Source organism: Frankia sp. AgPm24, assembly GCF_023243055.1.
Taxonomy (GTDB): Bacteria; Actinomycetota; Actinomycetes; order Frankiales; family Frankiaceae; genus Frankia; species Frankia umida.
This window is the reverse complement of sequence record NZ_JALKFW010000207.1, coordinates 101605-121499: the sequence shown is the minus strand read 5'-3', so window position 1 is coordinate 121499 and position 19895 is coordinate 101605. Positions and strand designations below refer to the sequence as shown.

General features: G+C 71.7%; 12 protein-coding genes. 4 read left to right on the top strand and 8 right to left on the bottom strand.

The window, feature by feature from the left end:
• Positions 1-3002, bottom strand: a 3002-nt coding sequence (locus MXD61_RS20880) for a LuxR family transcriptional regulator (RefSeq protein WP_248815157.1), incomplete at its 3' end; no start/stop codon positions are given.
• Positions 3003-3501: 499 nt separating this feature from the next.
• Between MXD61_RS20880 and MXD61_RS20875 the strand changes: the two genes are divergently transcribed.
• Positions 3502-4614: an LLM class flavin-dependent oxidoreductase gene (locus MXD61_RS20875; RefSeq protein ID WP_248815156.1), complete on the top strand. Its 1113-nt coding sequence runs from the start codon at positions 3502-3504 to the stop codon at positions 4612-4614.
• 11 nt (positions 4615-4625) lie between these two features.
• Here MXD61_RS20875 and MXD61_RS20870 read toward each other — a convergent pair whose 3' ends face one another.
• The gene (locus tag MXD61_RS20870) at positions 4626-6146 is read right to left on the bottom strand and encodes an MFS transporter (protein WP_248815155.1); all 1521 of its coding nucleotides are present in this window, start codon (positions 6144-6146) and stop codon (positions 4626-4628) included.
• Positions 6147-6243: 97 nt separating this feature from the next.
• Here MXD61_RS20870 and MXD61_RS28545 point away from each other — a divergent pair, with 97 nt between their 5' ends.
• Positions 6244-6840, top strand: coding sequence for a TetR family transcriptional regulator (locus MXD61_RS28545; RefSeq protein WP_248815154.1), 597 nt, complete (start codon positions 6244-6246; stop codon positions 6838-6840).
• Between the two features lie 76 nt (positions 6841-6916).
• On the opposite strand, the gene MXD61_RS20860 is transcribed toward MXD61_RS28545, so the two are convergent.
• Entirely contained in the window at positions 6917-8635 is a 1719-nt protein-coding gene (locus MXD61_RS20860; protein WP_248815153.1) for an acyl-CoA dehydrogenase family protein, read from the bottom strand.
• Between the two features lie 477 nt (positions 8636-9112).
• Here MXD61_RS20860 and MXD61_RS20855 point away from each other — a divergent pair, with 477 nt between their 5' ends.
• Together MXD61_RS20855 and MXD61_RS20850 are read left to right on the top strand one after the other, a co-directional pair.
• Entirely contained in the window at positions 9113-10006 is an 894-nt protein-coding gene (locus tag MXD61_RS20855; RefSeq protein ID WP_248815152.1) for an alpha/beta fold hydrolase, read from the top strand.
• 602 nt (positions 10007-10608) lie between these two features.
• On the top strand, positions 10609-10791 hold the full coding sequence (locus tag MXD61_RS20850) for a hypothetical protein (RefSeq protein ID WP_248815151.1): 183 nt from the start codon (positions 10609-10611) through the stop codon (positions 10789-10791).
• 365 nt (positions 10792-11156) lie between these two features.
• Here MXD61_RS20850 and MXD61_RS20845 read toward each other — a convergent pair whose 3' ends face one another.
• The 5 genes from MXD61_RS20845 to MXD61_RS20825 all read right to left on the bottom strand — a co-directional run.
• Positions 11157-12077 (bottom strand): phytanoyl-CoA dioxygenase family protein, encoded by a 921-nt coding sequence (locus tag MXD61_RS20845; RefSeq protein ID WP_374629316.1) that lies wholly within the window; start codon positions 12075-12077, stop codon positions 11157-11159.
• A gap of 219 nt (positions 12078-12296) precedes the next feature.
• A complete protein-coding gene (locus tag MXD61_RS20840) occupies positions 12297-12866 on the bottom strand; it encodes a sigma-70 family RNA polymerase sigma factor (RefSeq protein ID WP_248815150.1) in 570 nt (189 codons plus the stop codon).
• Positions 12867-13063: 197 nt separating this feature from the next.
• Complete coding sequence (locus tag MXD61_RS20835; RefSeq protein ID WP_248815149.1) at positions 13064-16135, bottom strand: right-handed parallel beta-helix repeat-containing protein; 3072 nt, start codon at positions 16133-16135, stop codon at positions 13064-13066.
• Positions 16136-16205: 70 nt separating this feature from the next.
• Entirely contained in the window at positions 16206-19073 is a 2868-nt protein-coding gene (locus tag MXD61_RS20830) for a hypothetical protein (RefSeq protein ID WP_248815148.1), read from the bottom strand.
• Positions 19006-19895: hypothetical protein (locus tag MXD61_RS20825; RefSeq protein ID WP_248815147.1), on the bottom strand; the 890-nt coding region annotated here is incomplete at its 5' end. The genes MXD61_RS20825 and MXD61_RS20830, both read right to left, overlap by 68 nt.

The window sequence follows — 19895 nt, the reverse complement described above, 5'->3', positions numbered from 1 at the left end:
GCCCCCCCCCCCCCCGGCCCGCCGCGGGGGGGGGGGCGGGGGGGGCCCCCCCCCCCCCCCCCCCGCCACAGCGCCTCGCCCAGCCGATCACGCTCCGACCCGTGCCGGCGGCTGGCCGGATGACCGGCACCAGCGGCGCGCACCATTCCCGGGCCGGGTCGGCTCGCCGTAGGGGAGCCCAGCGCGGTCACCGCGTCCGCGCCCAGCCGGGCCGCCAGATCCGTGCGTCGGCTGACCTGCAGTTTTCGGTACACCCGGGTGAGGTGCTGCTCGACCGTGCTGATCGTGACGTGCAACCGGCGGGCGATCTCCCGGTTGGTGTGGCCAAGACCCGCGAGCAGGGCGACCCGCCGTTCCGCGTCGCTGAGCAGGCCGCTCGCGTCCACCTCGGCGCCCAGCAGCGAGGTCGTGCCGACCAGCACGGGTGCGACCGGCTCCAGGTCGGCGGTGGTCCGCGGCTCGCCCTGCCGGTCATCGGCGCTGAGCCGCGTCAGCAGCGGTTCGACGCCGAGCTGGCGGGCCAGATGGGCGGCGACCCGGGCCACCACCCGCGCGCGGCTGGTCTCCCCGACCGCGCGCAGCTCCTCACTGAGATCGGTGTAGGCGTGGGCGAGTTCCAACGGGCCGCAGCCGCCGCTCTCGCCGATGTCGACCGCCTCGCGCAGCAGCCGCAACCGCCGGTCGGGGCCGCTGCTCGCGGCGAGCAGCCGCAGCGCGGGCACGCGCAGCGCCGACTGACCGGTGCCCAGCCGGCGCAGTTCCTGCTCGGCCAGCTGCTGGGCCTGCTGGTGGCGACCGAGCAGCAGCAGAGCCCAGGCCAGGTCCGTGCGCCAGGGGGCATCACCGCTGTTGGCCGGATGCCAGGCGAGGGAACGGTCACGGCAGGTGAGGAAGTCGCTGACCGCGGCGCGGGCCCGGCCGCGGGCGAGGTAGTAGGCGCCGCGGGCATGCAGCTGATCCAGCCCGCAGATCGTGTCGGTGGCGGCCGTGGGCACCGGGATCGCGAGGAACTCCTCGGCGGCGTCGAACCGGTTGTTCGCGCTGGCGCACCGAACCCCGATCGCGACCACGACGCCGACCAGCACACCCCAGCCGGGCGCCTGCAGTGCGGCCAGCGCGTCCCGCGCGCACCGCTCGGCGTCGGCCAGCTCACCGCGTGCCTGGTGGCTTTCGGCCCGCATCGCCGACAGCAGGGCGGCGAAGGCGCCCATCGGCGTGCCGGCCAGCGGATCCCGCCACGATCCGCCGGCGGCGAGCCGATCAGCGAAGATCATCGTGGCGAGCACCAGGCTCAACGTGCCGACGGCCTCATACCCCGGGCCGTGGACGGCCAGAACCCGCTCCACGGCCGCCACCGCGTCGCCGTGCGAGCTCACCGTACCCATCGCCGCGATGATGTCGGAGCTGGTGGTGGGCAGCCGGCCGTTGCCGGCGCCGTGCTCCCGGGCCAGCTGGGCGAGCAGGACCTCGGCGTCGCCGGCCCGACCCGGATACAGGTAGGCCTGGGCGAGCAGGGTGATCACCGCGCCGCGGGCCACCTCCTGGTCAAGTGTGTCACGGGCGCAGACGGCGGTGATCAGCTCGATCGCGCCGTCGCCGTCGCCGTGCCAGAGCATCTGGTTGGCGACCACGACCGCGTGCCGGCCCCCGAGATGCCCGGCGCGGGCCGCGTCGACCAGTGTCGGCAGGTGGCGAGCGGCGTCGATCGGCCGGGTCCGCCACAGCACCCGGACCAGCAGCGCGGTGGCCACGGCCCGTTCGTCCGCGCCGATCTGGCGGGCCCGGGCCGTACGCAGGCAGTCGATCGCCTCATCGTGGTCGCCCGCCGCCAGCGCGTCGCCGGCCGCCTCCACCAGCGCCTGATGCACCCAGGGCTCGTCCATCGGCCCGGCCCCGACCAGATGTCGAGCCACCCGCACCGACGGCGCGCCCCCGCAGTGCATCCTGCGGGCGGCCTCGGCGTGCAGCTCCGCCCGTTCGGACGGCGACATGTTGGCCAGGATCACCGCGGGCGTGCGCGGATCCCGGAATCCGTCCGGGCCGAGCAACCCCGCGGCCCGCAGCAGGGTGACGACCCGGCCCGCGATCTGCGGATCGACCTCCAGCAGGTTCGCGAGCAGCGCCGTCCCATCGGAGGCACCCAGCACCGCCAGGGCCCGCGCGCCCCGGGCCATCAGCGGCTCGCTGCGGTAGAGCAGCCCCAGCACCGCCTCGCCGAACGCGTCCTCCGAGCCGAACAGGCCGGCGGTGGCGGGCGGTTCCTGCGTCTGCGCCCGCAGCAACGCGTGCAGCAGCAGCGGGCTGCCACCGGTACGGGCGTGTACCTCCTCGGCGCCCAGCCAGGACGGCAGCGCGAACCGCGCCATCAGCTGCCCGGTGCCAGCCACCGACAGCGGTCCGACCTGCAACGTCCGTACGTGCGGACCGGCGAGCTCGGCGTAGTGCGCGGGGCACAGCGGCAGGATGTGCGGACTCTCCGCGAGCAGCACGAGCATGGGCACCGACGGCAGCCGCCGACCCAGATACGACAGGCACTGCAACGAGGCGGCGTCGGCCAGGTGCGCGTCATCCACCGTGATGACGACCGGCCCCTTCTCCACCCGGGCCAGCAACTGGACGCACAACCCACGCAGCACGTACGCCGAACCCGCGTCGACCTCGTTCACCCCCAGGCCCGCCCAGGCTGCCCTGGAACCCTCATCCATCAGCTCCTGGGCCGCGGCGAGCTCGTCGGGAGCAAGGCCCGCGCCATCCAGCAGCTGCGCGATGACGCCGAGCGGCAGGAGCCGTTCGGCACGGGAACCAGTCGCCCGCAGCACCGTCACCCCGGCCTCGCGCGCCTGCTCCTCCAACGACCGGACCAGCGCCGTCTTGCCGCTCGCCACCGGGCCGACCAGATGGATCATCCCGCCGGATCCCCGCACGCACTCCTGCAGCTGCGCGGTGAGGCACTCGAGCTGATCCTGCCGCTCGACCAGGTGGTCATCGATGAATCCACGCACCGCCGCCCCTCTCACCATCACCCATCCGAGCGCAGCAGGAGTATCACCCGATGGCGCATCGAAGGGCAAAGCCGAACGAAACGGTGGGCTTGAGATCACAATATTTCACCAGTGTTTGCGAACTAATACTTTCAGGCCACCTACCTGCGGCATTAACGGCCGATCACCGAACGATTACCACCCCACCTGCCGCGCGGTGTCCACTTCCTGACAACGTCCGAATCCCGGCAAACCGCCCGCATCGACATGCACAGCACGGCCGACACCGGTGCGGCCGACCGGGACCGCCGAACGCGACAAGGGCCGATAGGGGTGGTGCCGGGGCTGTCGGTCTCCGTAGCGTCCGTGTGCCACATGCCATCGCGCCCGGACCGCGAGCCGTGGCCCGCAGGCCGTGGCCCGTGGCCCGTGACCCGCAGGCCGCGACCCGTCGGGACGGTGCCACGGGCAGCCCTGGCGGCCAGTCCTGAACACCTTGTTCTCACCGAACGGAGCCCCCATGCCCGTCGAGTTCCTCGGCATCGCCATGACCAACGACGCGTCGGAGACAAATGCCCGCTCGGGCCCCAGTTTCGACCCGGAGTACACCCTGCGACTCGCCCGCGCGCACGAGGAGTTCGGCTGGGATCGGGTGCTGACGGCCTACAGCTCGGCGGCGCCCGACCCGGGATACGCCGCGGCCTACATCGCCGCGCACACCGAGCGGCTCCAGGTGCTGGTGGCGCACCGACCCAACGTCTGCCATCCGACCTTCGCCGCCCGGGCGTTCGCCACCCTCGACAATCTCAGCGCGGGTCGCCTCGCGGTGCATTTCATCACCGGCGGCAACACGCACGAGCAGGCCCGGGAAGGCGATTTCCTGGCGAAGGACCAGCGCTATGCCCGGACCCGCGAGTACATCCAGATCGTGAAACGTGCCTGGGCGTCGACCGAGCCGTTCGACCACGAGGGCGAGTTCTACCGGTTCGCCGACTTCGGCAGCGAGATCCTTCCCGTGCAGAAGCCGCGCCCGGCGGTGTCCTTCGGCGGCTCGTCGCCGGCCGCCTACGCGGCCGGTGGTGCCGAGGCGGACATCTTCTGCCTGTGGGGCGAGCCGCTCGAGCAGACCGCCGAGCAGATCGCCTCGGTGCGGGCCGCGGTCCACGCCTCCGGACGCACCGATCAGCCGAAGATCCAGGTGTCGTTCCGCCCGATCATCGCGCCGACCGAGGAGCAGGCCTGGGAGAAGGCCCACCGCGTCCTGGACACGATTCTCAGGCGCCGGCAGGCGAGCCCGGCGCTGATCGGCCGCTACTTCGCCGGCACCGCGGAGAACACCGGTACCCAGCGGCTGCTCGCCATCGCCGAACAGGGCGAGCGTTTCGATCGCGCGTTGTGGACGGCGACCGCGGCCGCGACCGGTGGGGCGGGTAACTCCAACGCCCTGGTCGGTACGCCCGAGACCGTCGCCGAGGCGCTGCTCGACTACTGCGATCTCGGGGTGGACGTCATCTCGCTGCGTGGTTACGACCTGCTGACCGACACGGTGGACATCGGCCGGCACGTGCTACCGATCGTCCGGGGCGAGGTTGCCCGGCGGGACAGGGCCGGGCAGGTCTCGGCGGGCCGGTAGCCCCTGCCCGCTCAGGCCTGGATGGGCGTCTTCACCGGCTTCGCCACGGCGTCGCCACGCTGGCCCGGCTCGGCACCCTCCTCGTGCTGGCCGGGTGCGCGCCCACCCATGGTCAGCGCGCAGACGACGGCTCCGGCCACGATCACCGCCGCACCGACCACGAACGCCCAGCTCCACCCGCTGGTGGTCGCCGAGGCGACGGCGGCGGGGTCGGTCGGGGACGGGTCCAGCGCGTCGACCCGGGCGTTGGCCACCGCGATCAGAATGGCCAGGCCCAGCGCGCTGCCGACCTGCTGCGCGGCGTTGACCAGCGCGGACGCGACGCCGGTGTCCTCCTCGGGGATGCCGGCGATCCCGGCCGCGGTCAGGCTGACGAAGGTCAGCCCGAGACCCGCACCGAACACGATCAGACCGGGCAGCACATCGGACACGTAGCTACCGGTGGGCGAGATCCGGACGAACAGCAGGATTCCCACGACGCAGAACAGCAGGCCGACGAGCACCACCGGGCGCAGACCGAACCGGTCCATCAGGCGGGGCGCGAGCTGGGCCATGGTGCCGACCGCGGCCGACAGCGACAGGAAGGAGAAGCCCGTGCGGATCGCCGACCAGCCGTGCACCTGCTGCTGGTAGAGCGTGATGAAGAACAGGATCGCCACGATGCCGGCCGACACCACGAGCATGCCGATGTCCGCGCCCAGCACACTGCCGGACCGGAAGATCCGCAGCGGGAGCATGGGATTGCGCACCCTGGTCTGCAGCACGACGAACGTCGCCAGCAGTACCGCCGCCAGCACCAGCAGGCCGATGATCTCGAAGGTCAGCCAGCCCACCGTGTTCGCCCGGACCAGCGCGTACACCAGCGCGCCGAGCCCGAGCGTGACGGTCACCGCGCCGAGCGCGTCCAGACTGCCGGCGGACTCGTCCCGGCTCTCGGCGACGAACAGCGGCGTGATCAGGATGACCAGCGCCGTCACCGGCACGTTGATCAGCAGGACCCAGCGCCAGGACAGCCCGTCGGTCAGAACCCCACCGAGCACGAGACCGAGCGCACCGCCGCCGCCGGCCACCGTCGCCCAGATACCCAGGGCCCGGTTGCGCTCCTCCCCTTCCGGGAAGGCGACGGTGAGCAGGCTCAGCGCGGCGGGCGACATGAGCGCACCGCCGACCCCCTGCACCGCTCGTGCCCCGATCAGCAGACCGGGCGATTCGGCCAGGCCACCGACGGCGCTGGCTATCCCCAGAACCGCCAGACCGACGAGAAAGACCCGCCGCCGACCGTAACGGTCGGCGACCCGGCCGCCGAGCAGCAGCAGCCCACCGAAGGTGAGCGCGTAGGCGTTGAGCACCCACTGCAGGTCGTTGCCGCTGGCGAAACCAAGGGCCTGCTGGATACTCGGCAACGCCACATTCATGATCGTGACGTCGAGGACGACCATGAGCTGCCCGATGGACACGAGGCCCAGCACGATCCACTTGTGCGCACCGGGGCCCGCGGTCGCACCGCTGGGTGCGCGGGTCAGTTCTGCCATCGTGGCACCCTCTCCGAAATTCACTCAACAGCCGTTGACTCGCGTATCTTAGGGTGATCGCAAAAAATGGGTCAACAGTCGTTGAGTGAGGGTCACTGTGACGTCCAACACGCCGACCGCCCGCCGCTCCGAACGTCGCCTCGTCACCCACGCGGCGATCCTCGACGCCGCTCGGTCGCTGTTTCGCGAGAGTGGTTACCAGCGCACGACGATCCGCGCGATCGGCCGCGAAGCTGGAGTCGACCCGGCGCTGGTCATCCAGCACTTCGGCAACAAGGAAGCGCTGTTCGAGGCCGCTTCCGAGATCGATTTCGACCTGGCGGAGGCGCTGCCCGGCCCCCGCGCCGAGCTGAGCGCACGGGTACTCGAATACATGCTGACCCAGCTCGACAAGGAACCGGACGCGCTGCTGGCGACGCTGCGCTCGATGCTGACCCACCAGCAGGCGGCGCACGCCGCCCGCTGCGCCTTCCTCGACGACGGCGCCACCAAGATCAGCGGCGTACTGGACGGGGAGGATGCCGGGCTTCGGTCGAGCCTCATCTGCACGATGCTGGTCGGCCTGATGGTCACCCGGCACCTGCTGAAGCTCGACGACATCGTCCAGGCACCCACCGAGCGGCTGATCGAGCTGGTCGAGCCCTGCCTGCGCTCCCTGGTCGAGCCGGAGCGGCGACTGTCCGACCACGGGTGAGCCCGGGGCCGTCCGCATGCGGGTGAGGCCGGGATCGCCGGGTGCGGTCACGTGCCCGGACCGCACCCGGCTCGGATCAGCTCCGCGTCAGGGAGCCGAGGGCATCCGGCGCGAGGAAGTCCCGGCTGATCTTCGCGTAGTCCGGTTCGCTGATCGCGGGCCGCAGCCGCCGACGCAGGTCGTCGACCCGCCGCAGGGCCTCCGTCAGGTAGATGTCGGCGAGCCCCTGGCTGGCCCCGCCGTCGTCGCTGGCCAGCTGGCTTGCCCGGGCGAGCGTCGCACCCGCGGTGAACAGCTCGCCCGCGAGCCGGTTGAGCAGCGCCAGCGACTGCTCCTGGGCGGCGAGCTCGCGTGGGTCGGGATGACGCCGGACAAGGTCCCGGCTGGTCTCGGCGAACCACCGCAGCTGCTCGTCGAGCGCCCCACGATGCTCCACGTTGGCCGGGGAGAGGTCGGCCGGCTCGGTGACCTCGCGACCGTCCGCACCCGGGCGCAGGTCGAGCTGCGGCGCGCCAGGCCCGTAGAAGCGGGCCAGGTACTGCCGGGCCGTCACGTTGTCGACCTGGAAGTCGACGTTGCCGATGGTCCGGATGAGGCGGGCATCGCGGAAGAACCGCTCCACCGGCAGCGGCCGGGCACCTCGACGCTGCTTGCTGCGCGCCGTCTCGATACCCTCACCACCGAGCAGCGACACGGTCTGGTCCACCACCCGCCAGTTCGCGGCCCGCGAACCGTTCATGGCCAGGACCAGCTCGAACCACCGGTCGGCCAGGCCAGGTCCGATCAGGGCCCAGCGCAGGGCGCTGTCCATCGCGAAGACGTCGGCGAACGAGGTGGCCAGCAGACGCTGGATCAGGTCGTACTCGGCCAGGCCACGCCCATCGATGAGGCGCCGGGACACGAAGTCCTCGGACCACCCCAGGCACAGGCGGGCGATGGCGAGCGCCGGACCCGAGGTGCTGTAGATCCGTCCGACGATGCCCATGGCCCGGGTCTGCGGCGCGGCCTGCGGGTTCTCCTCCCCCACCACCAGGACGTGCTCCCTGGGCACCCGGACGTCGTCGAAGGTGAGGGCGCCGACCGGCAGTCCCTTGGCGCCGACGAACTCGTGCGCGTGGGCGCTGAACCCGGGCTGGCGGGTGTCCGCGAAGAAGACGGCGATGCGCGACTCGCCGTCGGCGACCTGCAGACCGGTCACCGCCAGCAGCTCGGCGATGTTGCCGCTGCCAATGAAGATCTTCTGGCCGCGCAGCAGGTACGCGGTGCCGTCCTCGGTCAGGGTGCCGGTCAGACCCGGCCGGCTGTTGTTCTGGCCGGTCGGCTCCGTGTCCGCCCAGCCCGCGATCGTGCGCCGCGCGATGTGGTCCTCCAACAGGTCCCGCACCGACCCGGCGGGCAGGAACCGGGCAAGTTCCAGGGGAGCGACCCCGTTCTGCACTCCGAGCAGCTGCCCGACCGGCGCCGACCAGGTCGCCGCGCGGGCGACGGCGCGCAGGGCGCCGTAGGCCGACAGGCCGTGACCGCCGACGGCCGGATCCTGGCGCAACGACAGATAGCCGCGTTCCCGTAGCTCCTCGATGAAGCCCTCGGGCAGGGCGGCGGTCCGGTCGGTCTCCTCCGGATCGACCCGGTCCTCGACGAACGTGCCGAGCTCGTCGACCAGCTGGTCGGCGCGCTGCTCGACGTCGGGCTCCTCGGTCGGGAACGGGGCCAGCCGGTCCCAGTGCAGCCGGCCCGTGTCAAGGCTGGTGACAAAACTGCGCCCACCAGCCGGTCGGGCCGTTTCTGAACTCATGGAAAGGCTCCTTCTCGATGCCCCGAAATATGCCCATGACACGGGCCAGCAGGCCGGAATCACCGGAACGGGAAGTCACCCGAAAGGCGCCCCGAAGACGCCTGTTCACCGGTCCGGCCGATGGTGGCCGATCTAACCGATAGTGAAGATTAGCGTCGAGGTACCCCTAGCGCCAACCCCGACCGACCCCTGTCCACCAGCGCCGACGACCTGGGCGGGCACTGATCACGGACCGGCCGGCACCGCGCAACATTCGAGCAACATCCGTGTCGCGCGCCCAGCCACGCGCGTCGACACCGGCCGACAATCCGGCGCGCGCCGGAGCCGATCACCCTTCCGGGCGACACGCCGAGACGGCGATCCCGAACACCCGGCCACCGGGATGAAAGGCTCTGACATTGGGCGCCACGGTATCCAGACATCTTCCCGCATCCGCGGGAGATTACAGCCAGACCACATCTGCGTCCCGAGGAAGCCATGAGCATAACCATTCCCGGATTCGACTACACCCGCGTTCCGGTGGGGGAGGTGACCCTCCAGGTCGCCGTCGGCGGCGCCGGCAGTCCGGTCGTCCTTTTGCACGGATTTCCGCAGACCCACCTGGCCTGGCGACATGTCGCCGCCGACCTCGCCACCGACCATCTGGTGGTCTGCCCTGACCTGCGTGGCTACGGAGCGAGCGACAAACCCGCGGACGACCTCGAACACTCCGTCTACAGCAAACGGACAATGGCCGCCGATGTGGTCGAGCTGATGCGCCGGCTCGGCCATGAGCGTTTCGCTGTCGTCGGTCACGACCGCGGTGCCGGTGTCGCCTTTCGCGCCGGCCTGGATCAGCCGGAGCATGTCAGTCACCTCGCCGTTCTCGGCGTCATTCCCTATGGTGACCTGTGGACCGGGCTGAGCTACCAGGCGGATGCCTTTCTTTTCCACCTGCACCTGATGGCGCATCCGGCCCCGTTCCCGGAGCAGCTCATCGGCGCCGACCCGGACCGGTACTTCGGCTATTTCCTTGACACCTGGGCCACCGAGCCCGAGGCGATTCCCACGCCGGTGCGTGCCGCCTATCTGGCCGCCGCCCGGTCACCGGAGGCGATCGCGGCCGTCTGCGCCGACTACCGGTCGGGGGCGTTCGTCGACGGTCTGCACGACCAGGCCGACCGGGCACACGAGCGGCAGCTTCAGATGCCGGTCGTCGCCATCGGAAACGGCCTGGGTGGCGCTCCCCCGCCGTTCGATTTCGAGGCTGCCTGGAAGTCGTGGGCCCCCCGGCTGCGCACGATCGTCCTCGACGGCGGACACCTGCTGCCCGAGGACCGCCCGGTCGAGGTGGCCGCGGCGGTGCGGGATCTGGTCGCGACACCCGCCTGAACACGTCCCTGTCCACCCGGTAGGTGCGCTGTCCCGGGCCCGTGCGGTCGAGTAGTTCTTCGAGCGGGCCCGGTTCCCAGCGCTCCACGGGTGTCGCCGCGAACCGGGCGCCGCGGTACCGCTCGAATATCAGGAGCGGATAGTCGGACGACCGCGGCTGGCGCACGCGCACGTACGTACGTACGTACGTACGCGATCCGACGGAGATCGCCGACCGGAACGCTCACCACCCGCCCGGGAGAACGCCCGAGCACAAGCCGCCCGCCACGAAGGGCCACCATCTCCCGTCGTTCGCGGAGCCAGGCCCGAAACGCCCAGACACACACCACCGGGATGGCCAGGTACTGGACCAGGATCGCGGCACTCATCACCACCGCCAGCGCGGAGAGCGCACTCCCCGCATGCAGCGCACCGCCGAAAACAGCCACGATCACCAGGACCCGCCGCCGCGCGATCCTCGCCGCCGCCGGCGCGATGACGAGATCGACCGGGTGGGACACGTCCGCCTCCACTTCGGTCGGGGAAACATCGTCAGCAGCTCACGAAGGTGGCGCACACCGTCCACGGTGCGAAACGGCACATCGATGCGGTCGAAAAGTCGCATGACCTCGTCTCGGTTCCACACCGTCGTATCGAGGTCCACCGGCGGAACCGGCGAGGAACTCTCGACCACGAGCCGTTCGCTGATCTGCGACGACATTCTTGTGGGTCGTACCTTCACCATGCTGACCCGGCTCACCTCGCCACAGCCGATGCGGCTCGTCCGGACGCGCCAGTCGGTGTAGGAGACCACTCCCTCGTCGGCGACCAGCCGCTCGTTTCGCCGTATCCGCCACAGATACCAATCCAGGGCGCCGAGCATTACCACGGCGCACACGATCAGAGCAAGCATCGTGTTCATACCGTCCGACCCGCGAGGGCCCGGCCAGCCGTAGAACACCCAAGGAGCTGATACCAGCACGGCCAGAAGAAACAAGTTTCGGATCGTCGACGTGGACGGGCGGACAACCGTGTCATCGTGGGCCGCGGGCCGCGTGCGGTCCGGAGGGCGGAAAGGCCCGCTCCGAGCCAGGTTTCGAGCCGGGATTGATGGTGGCTGTCGCGGGGAACCGAGCGGGCCATGGCGGTAACCTGATCGCCCGGGGGCGGGCTAGCGGGCGGCGTTCTTGACGAACTGCTCGCGGTAGCTGGCGCGGTCACCGGCGTAGTAACCGGCGCGGACGTGGCGGCGGATCGTGGTGTCGTCGGTGGCGCGGGCGGCGGCGTGCCACAGGTAGGCGTCGTGCAGCAGGACGTCGCCGCGGTCGGCGTACAGCGCCATCTCCCCGGGGACCTTCTCGAAACCCAGCGGCATCGGGAACGGCGGGGGGGTGTCGGTGTGGCCGCCGGCGGGGCGGGCGTCCGCGGGCACCGGGGCGTTGTTGATGTTGCGGTAGGGCGGCGGGGTCGCCCAGCGGTGCGAGCCCGGGACGACCCGCAGGAAGCCGTTGGCGGGGCTGGTCTCGTCCACGTGGATGGTGAAGGCGGCGCCGGGCCAGACGTCCAGGCTCGGCATGGCCTGCCAGTCGGAGTGCCAGCCGATCCGGGTGTAGCCGGATTCGCGGCCCGGCCGGGCGTCCTGGTAGATCACGCCGGAGCCGGCGTCGCCGAGGGTCCAGATCTCGCCGTCGAGCAGGGCGCGCAGGGCTGTGACCAGCAGCGGATGTGATGCAGCCGTGCGCACGGCGGGCGAGAGCTCCTCGACGTGCTCGACGTAGTTCACGTACGGCTCTGACCCCGCCGGACCGCCGGCTGACCCCGCCGGACTGCCGTCCGGAGCCGCCGCCTCGACGAAGCGCGCGTCCAGATACTGGGTGGAGCCGTACCGCTCGGGCACCGTGCCCTCGAGCACCGCGCGCTGCGCCCGGGTGCATTCGGCCTCGATCCGGTCGACGAGATCCACCAGCAGCAGACCGCGCAGCAGCACGAACCCGTACTGGCGGTAGAACGTGACGAGGCTGGGAACATCCAGCCCGTCCGGTCGTTCCGCGTCGACCAAGAAGATCCCGAACTCGGCTGGCAGCGGCGGCACGGGCCGGGTGGAGGCGGGCCGGACCTGGGGGACCTGGACGGGCCGGGCACTGCTCACGGTCACAACCTCCATCCTGGCGGCGAGCTCGGCCAGCCGCACGGTCGCTCGGATCTGCGCCCTGCCACCGTATGGCCCGTGGGTTTCGTCCCCGTTGCCCTCGGTGCGACCGCACCTTGCGCGAACCGCAGGTCAGACCGGCCGCAACAGACCGGCTGCCGGTCAGCCGCCGTCGATCCCGCCCAGGCCGCGCTGGACGAGCTGGATGCGCATCTCCCGCACGGCGACGTGCCGGCGGGACTTGACCGTACCCAGCGGCACGCCGAGCAGGCCGGCGGTCTCCAGCTGGGTGCGGTCGAGACAGTGCAGGTGGACAAGGGTCTCGCGGTGCGCGGCGGACAGCGCGAGCAGGGCCTGGACCAGATCGACGCGCAGCAGCACGGCGCCCAGCGCATCGGCCGCCGGCGAGTCGGCCAGGCGTGCCTCGTCGTCGGGCAGCAGGGCGCGTTCGCCGGGTCGCGCCGACTGCCGGCGGTGCCAGTCGACGGCGAGGTTGCGTGCGACCCGGAACAGCCAGGCACGGGCGTTGCCGTGCCCGGCGAGATCCTCGCGGTGCCGCCACGCACGCAGAAACGTCTCCTGCACCAGGTCCTCGGCTCGACCGGCATCGTCAGGGCCGATCCGGCGGACGTGGCGCAGCAGGTCAGCAGCGCATTCGTCGAACAGCAGCCGAACAAAGTCGGCGGCCGGGCCCTCGTCCGGCCGGCGGGAGGCGATGGTCGGGTCGGCCATCCGCAGACCCCCTCACCGAAACGGGACAATCAGCGCGCAACGTGCCCGACCCGCGACACAGCGGAAGAATATCCCATTGCCGAGATTTATCCAGTTGCGGAAACAATCAGCCCCGATGGTTTGTCTTCTGCACACCGTCCGGCCGTTTTCCGTTCATTTGGACGTTGCCGGACGGATATGGTCGGCGCCGTTGCCGATCAGTCGTCCGTGCCGGTTGTCGGGAGATCGGCGGGGTCGAGTCGGAGCAGGTCGTCCGTCGTCGGCGTGTCGAGCTCGGCAACCCGCTGGGCCTGGTTTTCGGTCATCCACTGGAACAGCTGCCGGGCCACCCGGCCGTTACCGAAACCACGTCCGCGGGGAAGCGCCGTGAAATAGGCGTCCAGGGCCGCGACGGTGGGATCGGGCAGCTCGTACTGGTGCTGGCGGCTCTGCGTGGCAACGATCTGAGTGAGTTCTCCGGCGGTGTAGTCCTCGAAGTTGATGACCCGGGAGAAGCGGGAGGCGAGACCCGGGTTGGAGGCGACGAACCGGCTCATCTCCGCCGGGTAGCCGGCCACGATCACCACGACCCGGTCGCGGTGATCCTCCATGAGCTTCACCAGGGTGGCGATCGCCTCCTGGCCGAAGTCGTTGCCCTGGTGCGCCGGGACGAGCGAGTAGGCCTCATCGATGAAGAGCACACCACCGAGCGCCCGGCGAAAGACCGCCTGGGTCTTCGGCCCGGTGTGGCCGACGTACTCGCCCACCATCGCCGAGCGGTCCGCCTCGACGAGATGGCCGCGTTCGAGCACGCCGAGCGCCGCGAGCAGGCGGCCGTAGAGGCGGGCGACCGTCGTCTTCCCGGTTCCCGGGTTGCCCGCGAACACCAGATGCCGGCTCAGCGGCGGTGCGGGCAGCCCGGCCTCCTGCCGGCGGCGCACCATCCGCATCAGCTTGACCTGGGCGCCGACGTCCTGTTTGACCCGGTCCAGGCCGACCAGGCCGGCCAGCTCGCCGAGCAGGTCCTCCAGGCTCTCCGCCGGCGGCTCGTCCTCGTCGGAACCGGCCCCGTGGGCTGCCCCGTGACCCGCGCCGCCGGGGCCGGCGCCCACCCCGTCCGCGCCGACAAGACCGCCCACCGCGTGCGCGCGGGCCGGCGAGCCGTCCGGGCCGGTGCCGGAGGGGGCACTGGGCAGCCGGGGATCGCGCACGCCGCGGGACTCGCAGCGCTCGAACGTCGGCTCGGCGCCGTCTGCGAGGCTCAGATCCGTCTCACAGTCGAGGATCCGGCACCCGGTCAGCGTCGGGCGGGCGTCCGTCCCCACGTGCACGGCCGGAAACGCGGAGCCGGCAAGGTCACAGTCGGTATAGGTCCCGGCGCCGCCATCGCCGACGAACAGGGCGTTCTTCGCCGCACGACGCAGTCTGGTCCCCCGGACCTGTGGCGCGGCGCCGGTCCAGACCACCAGCGCCGAGCCGCCGGCATCGGTGATCTCGCAGTCGGTCAGGGTGGCCCGGGCGTCGCGGGCCAGCACCACCCCGGCCGTCCCGCTACGTTCGATCCGACAGCCCCGCAGGCTCACGTCGGCGTCCGCCTCGATCTGGACGCCGACCCCGACGGCATCGGTGATCCGGCAGTCCGCGCCGTGCACGGTGGCGCCGCCGGCGAGGGCGAGGCCGGTGGCGTTGCGGTTGAGGGTGGCATCTTCGGCCTGCAGCGAGGCCGGGCCCTCCACCTGGATGCCGGCCATGGCGCTGTCCTCGATCACGAGCGCCGAGATCCGCGCGTGGGCTGCCCCGGCGAGGTGCAGGCCATGCTCGGGGGTGGCCCGCAGCCGGCCGCCGACCAGCTCCGCCTGCGCCTGCTCGCCGATGTGGACGTTGCTGTAGCCGCTGCCCTCGACCACGAGGTCGGTCAGCACGGCCCGCGCCGCCTCGGTCAGGAACACCCCGTTGGACGTGCTGGTCCGTACCGCCCCGCCGTGGACGCGCAGCCGGATGTGGCCCCGGGCGACCAGCCCGCTCGTCCCGGCCGCGTCGACCTCGCAGTCGCGCAGGCGCACCTGCGCCCCGCCGAGCAGCACCACGCCGGCCTGGCCGCTGCGCCGGATCCGGCAGTCGGTGAGGGTGACCCCGGCGCCGCCCTCGACCAGCAGCCCGTCGGTTCCGGCGCCGAGAATCTCGCAGGCCGACAGGCGGGCGCTGCCGGACAGCTCCGCGTCGTCGGATTCGCCCCGGTCATCCAGGTCGCCCCGGTCATCCAGGTCGCCCCGGTCATCCTGGGCGTCCGGGTCGCCGCGATGGGGGCGGTCAACGGGGTCGGTGTGATCGCTGGGGTTGGCGGGGTTGGGGGAGCTGGCGAGGCCGAGGACTCGTACGCCCTCGCCGCCGGGGTGCCACAGCAGGCAGCTGGTGAGATCGGCGGTGGCTTCCTCCTCGATCAGCAGACCGCTGCTGGCGACCTGTGCGATCTCGCAGTCCCGCGCGCGCAGGGCCGCCCGGGAACGCAGCCGCACCCCCGAACCGCTCACCCGGCTGATCCGCGAGCCGGTGAGGTCGACGACGGCCTGTCCGGCCGCGACGATGCCGGCGCCGTCCACCCCCTCGATCACGCAGCCCGCGAGTGTCGCCGCGCCCGTGCCGTGCACGTGCAGGCCGGCCAGGCCGGCCCCGGCCAACCGGCAGGACTGCAGCACAAGCGTGCCCGCGGTGACCTCGGCACGTCCGCCGACGAGATCACATTCGCGCAGGCTGGCCACGCCGTCGGCGATGACCAGGACGGCCTCGCCGGGGTCGGTGCCGAGCAGACCGATCCCCCGCAGGGTGACCCGGGCCCGGACGAGCACCGGCCCGGCGCCCAGGACCCAGACCGTTCCGGGACCGCTCTCGGCGATGAGCGCGACCTCCTGGTCGAACACGAGACGCTCCGCATAGCGCCCGGCTTCGATCACGATCATCCCGCCCGCCGGCACCGCGCGCAGCGCCGCGGCGATGCTCGCGAACCCGCCCGCGCCGACCCGCACCATCCCCACCGCCGGCCCACCGGCCGGATCCGATCCGTCCAGCCCGCCCACCATGTCCGGGCCGTTCCACCCGCCCGGTTGGTCCCCTTCGACGGGCTGACCGGGCTGATCCCACACGGCGGCCTCGTCGGAGCGATCCGATCCGTTCGGGACGAGCAACGCGTCCCAGGCCGGTGTCAGCGGTGCCGGGTCCGACGAGCCGGGCCCGGCCGGACCGCTGCCCGCCTGCGCCATGCCGGCCCGCCGAGCGCCCCGGATCCTGCGCATCCACTCTCCCCTTCACGACATTCACTCATGGCCGCCCGCCGTTCCCGTCCCTCGCACCGTGCCTGCCGGCTCAGCCGGCCCCGCCAAAACTGGCCGGCGGTGGCACGGGAGCAAAGGCCGTGTACGGAGAGACCACGGTGGTCGACGGTAGGACGATTTTGATCTGGACGGGATCCGGCGTGGTGATGTTGTCCTGTGGGCGCAGGTTCGCCGCCTTGAGCACCAGGGCGGTGCCGATCGTCCGCTCGACGAACCGCTCGACGAACTGCAGGCCGATGTCGGGCATGCCGCCGCGGTGGAAGTAGCGCCCGGAGCCGAGCAGATGGCCGAAGGTCCGCAGGCTGCCGAACGCCGCCCCGGAGATCAGCGAGCCGGCGCCACCCCAGGCACCGGCGAGCGCGGCCGTGCCACCGTGCAGCGGGACGTAGTCGCCCGGCAGGCCGAACACGGCGGCGTTGACGGCGTTGGCCACGAACGAGGCGACAAAACCCACCCCCAGGGTGCCCTGCAGATAGTCGTAGCTGGCCTGCCGCCACCGGGGCGGGTTCTCCGTGCCCGCCCATTCGTTGTCCCAGTGCTTGTCATGGTTGTAGGGATTGCGGTTGAGGTCCTTACCGCCGTCGAGGTTGGCGAGGCCGTCCTTGATGCCCTTGAGGCCGAAGACCGGCTGGTCGTGCAGGACACTGTTACCGGTCTTGATTCCGCTGGACACGCCGGCACCCACGAGCGCCCGGTACCAGTCCTGCGGGTTGAGGTTGCCGTTGTTGAAGGCGAGGGCCACCAGTACCTGCACGGTGAAGTCGGTGACGAACTCCTGGGTGAAGTCGAGCGCGGCCTTCTGCAGCGTGCGCGACCAGGACGGCCGGAAGTCACCGACCAGGCCGTTGATCGCGCGGTACTGCAGCCGGTTGGACTCGCGCCACATCCGGTTCTTGCCGCGGAACTCGTTGGCCAGGCCCCGGTACTCGAACTCGCGGCCGACCAGGGTGTAGTTCGTGTGCTGGATCGACCAGCGCAGCGGACCGCGTTCCCAGACCGTGCCGGACAAAGAGCGGAAACGCAGCAACCGGCCGTTCACATCGGTCTCGCGCCACTGCTTGTGGAAGCTCTCGGTCTCCCGGTAGATCCCGTTCCCCCTGTCCACCCGCTCCCGGAAGACACCGCCCTGGTCGTACTCCTTCCAGGTGCCGTGGCCGATGTCCTGGGCCGGTGTGCGCGGGGTGTCGTAGATGCGGACCCGGCCGTCGGCCAGCTCGCGCATGATGTTGCCCGCCCCGTTCACATCCCGCCAGGGAACCTGGGTGCTGCCCGCCGGAGGCCGGTTCTGCCAGCCGCGGTTGTGCCAGAACTCCCGGGTCGCCGCGGTGTTCGCGACCGGGTTTCCCCCGGCGTCGCGGATCTCCGCATGCCAGGTCCCGTTGGGCTGCCGGCCCGCGTACAGACCCCGGCCCTTGTCCAGGGCCCGCAGGTCATGGACGAGCTGGTTGGTGCCGCCGATGTTCTGGAAGTCGTGGTAGGAGTCGTCCCAGGCACCGGTCCAGCGGTCGTTGCGGCCGCTGATGCGGGTTCCCTGGCCGCCGGCGTTGTCCGTCCAGCGCCAGGCGCCGGAGTGCGGGTCGCCCGAGGCGGTGACGAGGGTGTGTGCCGGGGCCGGCCCGGCGCCGGTGTGGGCCTGGCCGGGCCACCACTGCTCCTGGCGGGCGACGATCTGGCCCATCGTGTTCCGCGTGATCGTCTCGCCACCGATCGCGGGGTTGAACGCGTTCGGATGTGGCTGGTTCGGGTTGAAGGCGGGCCGGTTGTTGGGATGCACGACGTGCGTGACGTTGCCGTTCGCGCCGGTGTAGCGGACGGCGTGCGGCAGGCCGCCGCCCTGGTTGGGCACGACGTCGACCCAGTGCCGGCCGCCATCGAGGAAGTGGCGGGTGCCCTCGGCGACGGTCTGCTTCGCCGAGTTGATCTCCCGCCAGGGCAGCGTGCGGGGCTGGGCGGCCGGCAGGTTGCCGGTCAGAGAGGCCCACTTGCCGGTCGCGTCCCGGCCGATCTCGATCGTGTTCCCGTTCTCCAGCTTGATCGCCCCGCGGACGAACAGGCCGTCCCGGGTGAAGTCGGCGAACGACCCGTCCGGGGTGACCGCCCGGACGCCGGAGGCCACCCGGGTACCGGCGGGGTCCTGCTCGGTCCAGCGGAACACCTGGTAGCGGCTGTCACCGCGGTTGAGGCCCGAGGTGCGGAAGTCAACCGATCCCACGCTGTTCCAGAGGAACTGCGGCGGTCGCTGCTCGGCCCAGCGCACGGTCTGCAGGGTGTGGTTGTTCGCCAGGACGTCCCGGGTGCCGGTGTCCTTGATCTGGGGGGAGAACTCCTTGTAGGCGTCGCCCACCCGGTAGCCGCCGCCGGGGCTCGGGCTGACGGTGTGCTCGCGGTAGTGCAGCGCCTTGGGGAACCAGTTGAACGCCGACCAGTAGCGCTGCGCGGCCGGACCCCCGGTCGTGGGGATGTCCTGCCAGCCACGGCCCCCGCCCAGGAAGTCCCGGGTGCCGTGCAGGGTGAGCTGGCCGTCCTTGTTGAAGCGGTACCAGTTCCAGGAGCCGTCCGGCTGCACCTCGGCCCGGACGGCCCCGCCGTCAGCAGCGGTGCGGTACTCCCGCACCGTGCTGTTCCACACCGGGCTGTGCTGCTGGTCGGACCACAGGCGGCCCTCCGGGAGGTCGCTGAAGCTGCGGGTTCCCCGCCCGGCATGCGCACCGAGCTGGCCGTCGGCGCCGCCGGTCCACTGGTGCCAGTAGCGGCTGCCGTTGTCGGCGCGGAAGACCTCCAGAACGGGATGCGCCCCCCCGTGGCCGGGGCCGGGGCCGGTGCCGAGGTGCTCACGCGAGTAGAACGCCCGCTTGTCCGCCCCGATGAGCTGGAGATCGCCGTTGGCCTTCACCGTCACGGTGCCGCTGCCGTTGTACCGTGCCGGCCGCCCCGGCCGGCCCCGCGCCCCGCGGGGCCGCCTGTGCGTTGCCGGTGCGCGGGGTGCCGTGGGCGTCCGTCCAGGTCCAGGTGCGCGCGGTGTGGTCGACCTGCAGGTAGGTGCCGGCCCCGGCGCCCTTGCGGCCCAGGTAGGTGATCTGCTCGGCGCGCGCCGCCCCGTCCGGGCCGTACACCAGGTGGTCGTTGCGGTGCGCCGTCGGGCCCGTGTTGGTGACGCGGTAGCCGGCGCCGTCCTGGGTGACCCGGGTGTGGGGCACCGGGGCACCGCCGTGTTCCAGCTGCAGCACCGTGTTGCCCATGGCGTCGCGCTGGGCGTGGATCCGCGCCGGGCCGAGGTTGCCATGCCCGTCACGCGGGGCGACGAGTTCCTCGACGATGCGGCCGTCGGAGGCGTGGCGCTGCCAGTCACCCGCCGCGTTGCCGAGCCGGACGTCGCCGTTCGCGTGGACCTGCAGCGTCGTCCAGGCCCGGCGCAGGCCACCGGCGTCCAGGTGGGTGCCGGTGCCGGCGGTGAGATTGATCTCGACCGTCCCGTCCGCCGTGCCGTGGACGTTCGTGGCATCCAGCCGCCGTCCGACCAGGGCACCCTGCGGGTCGTAGCGGTGCATGGCCGTGCCGGCGAGATCGGTGAGCTCGTGCAGACCGTTGTTCCAGGTGTGGGTGAACTGCACGGGCGGCCCGTGCGGCGGGCGCAACGCCGCGGCACCGGCACTGACATCGATGTCCAGCCGACCACCCGGCGCCCCGGTGATGTCCCGCACCGGCATTTCCAGGCCGATCA

What these genes read in the sequence shown, in the direction of transcription:
- MXD61_RS20870 (WP_248815155.1), bottom strand. Translation starts at nt 6,146, where the DNA reads ATGGCAGAACTGACCCGCGCACCCAGCGGTGCGACCGCGGGCCCCGGT.
- MXD61_RS20840 (WP_248815150.1), bottom strand. Translation starts at nt 12,866, where the DNA reads ATGGCCGACCCGACCATCGCCTCCCGCCGGCCGGACGAGGGCCCGGCC.
- MXD61_RS20875 (WP_248815156.1), top strand. Translation starts at nt 3,502, where the DNA reads ATGCCCGTCGAGTTCCTCGGCATCGCCATGACCAACGACGCGTCGGAG.
- MXD61_RS20855 (WP_248815152.1), top strand. Translation starts at nt 9,113, where the DNA reads ATGAGCATAACCATTCCCGGATTCGACTACACCCGCGTTCCGGTGGGG.
- MXD61_RS20835 (WP_248815149.1), bottom strand. Translation starts at nt 16,135, where the DNA reads ATGCGCAGGATCCGGGGCGCTCGGCGGGCCGGCATGGCGCAGGCGGGC.
- MXD61_RS20850 (WP_248815151.1), top strand. Translation starts at nt 10,609, where the DNA reads ATGACCTCGTCTCGGTTCCACACCGTCGTATCGAGGTCCACCGGCGGA.
- MXD61_RS20860 (WP_248815153.1), bottom strand. Translation starts at nt 8,635, where the DNA reads ATGAGTTCAGAAACGGCCCGACCGGCTGGTGGGCGCAGTTTTGTCACC.